Origin of the sequence: Ameyamaea chiangmaiensis, assembly GCF_013376175.1 — a bacterium.
In the GTDB taxonomy this organism is placed as follows: Bacteria; Pseudomonadota; Alphaproteobacteria; order Acetobacterales; family Acetobacteraceae; genus Ameyamaea; species Ameyamaea chiangmaiensis.
In genome coordinates, this window is record NZ_JABXXR010000277.1 from 1 (window position 1) to 1,840 (window position 1,840).

A 1,840-nucleotide genomic window follows, 5' to 3' on the forward strand; every position below is an offset into this window, starting at 1 on the left:
CTGGCGATGCCCGCGCTTACGCCCGCCCGTGTCAGGGACGGACGTGCCGAACAGGTCGCCCCCGGAGGACGTGCCGTCCGGCGCGGCGGGGCGCCCGGCGCTCATGCGCTCGCCGCCGGTAAAGAAACACTGTGCATCATCGCCCCATTATGGGGGCCCGGCGCGACAGCTCCAAGAGGGGTGCCGCGCCTGTCAGACCATCAATGCACGTTGCCGTACGACGCCGCCCCCAGCCCCGGGCAGGAGCATGGAGTTCCCAGTGGAACCTGCGTGGGCGTGTGGCAGGAATAGAAACCGGCCTCGCAGCGATAGCCGTAGCCGGCGGCGGGCGCCCCCGGAGCGACCGGAGCGCTGGCGGCGCGACCGACGCAGCCACCGAGCGCGACAAGCGCGAGACAGGCCGTGGCCCTGAGTGAACATCCAAGCGAGCGTGAGGTCCGGGACATGATATTCCTCCGATCAATGCGGGCATCAAACGCCTGACACGAGGATCGGGTTTTCACAGCCTCATTCAACGGGCGTCAACAGCGGACGCCCCTCGACGCAGGCCCGGACATTGTCGACGACCAGCTGGCCCATGGCGCGACGCGTCTCCACCGTCGCGCTGGCGCGATGGGGCTGCAGCACGACCGTGTCCAGCACCGTCAGTGCCGCCGGTACGGCGGGTTCATGCGCGAAGACATCCAGACCCGCACCGGCGATCCGGCCGTCGCGCAACGCCGCGACCAGCGCCTCTTCGTCCACGATGCTGCCGCGCGCAACGTTGATGAGCCAGCCGCGAGGACCCAGCGCCGACAGAACGTCGGCATCAATCAGGCCGCGTGACTGCGCGCCACCGGCGGCCGCCACGACAAGAATATCGCTGTCCGACGCCAACGCGGCCAGCGACGGCACAAAGCGGCTCTCTTCCAGCCCGAAATCGTGCAGATCGTGATAGGCGATCGTCATGTCGAACGCGCGCGCGCGCTTCGCTACGGCGCGACCGACCTGCCCCATCCCAACGATCCCGAGGGCGCAGCCACTGACCTTGCGCGCAAGCGGAAGCGTTTCCCGTCCCCAGCCCCCGGCGCGGACGAAGCGGTCGCCCACCGCTATGCCCCGCAGCGCCGACAAGATCAGCGCGAGCGCCATATCGGCAACGTCATCGGTCAGGACGCCAGGTGTCGTCGTAACCGCGATACCACGCCGCCTGGCCTCGACAAGATCGACGGCATCGGTGCCGATCCCGTTGATCGCCACGAGCCGAATCGCGCCCAGCGCATCCATCATCGCGCGCGGAATACCGGTCGCACCGCCGGTCACGACGATCTCGGCGCGCCGCGCATCGGGTGACAACGCGGCGGTGGGATCGAGGCGGTGAACGGTCGCGAGATCGTCGAGCGCGCTTTCGATCTCGGCCATCATGGGTTCGAGAAGAAGGATATCCATACCGCCTGTCCTTGTCCTGCCTGTGTCCTGCCTGACGTGCGCCCGCAAGGATCACACATCGTCAGCTTTCACGTGCCGGCCAAACTGGCCCCGAAAACACGGATGCTCAAGCGTCCGGCGACGCCTTTCGCGATCCACGCCTGTCACATCCGCGTGGCGACCATCCGGCATCCATAAAAAAGGCCGGCGTCACCGGACGCCGGCCTTCTTGCACGGGGCTACGCAAGGTCGCCCGAAGGCGACAGCAGCGGTGACCTACGCCACGTCTTACTTACCGCTTTTACGCTGTGCAGCCAGACGCGTAAGACGCGCCTGACGACGAAGCTCCTTGGTCTCACGCAGGCGGTCGACGGCCGAACGGCGCGGCGACGCAGGTGCCGCGGCACCGCGCTTGGCAGGAGCCGATGCGGCC

At 67.9% G+C, this 1,840-nt stretch carries 2 protein-coding genes; both read right to left on the minus strand.

Features of this window, described 5'->3' with window-relative positions; all coding sequences use genetic code 11:
- Nucleotides 1–200 precede the first annotated feature (200 nt).
- Nucleotides 201–446, minus strand: coding sequence for a hypothetical protein (locus HUK82_RS16320; RefSeq protein WP_176614925.1), 246 nt, complete (start codon nucleotides 444–446; stop codon nucleotides 201–203).
- 61 nt (nucleotides 447–507) lie between these two features.
- Nucleotides 508–1,428 (minus strand): 2-hydroxyacid dehydrogenase, encoded by a 921-nt coding sequence (locus HUK82_RS16325; protein ID WP_176614926.1) that lies wholly within the window; start codon nucleotides 1,426–1,428, stop codon nucleotides 508–510.
- Between the last annotated feature and the right edge of the window lie 412 nt (nucleotides 1,429–1,840).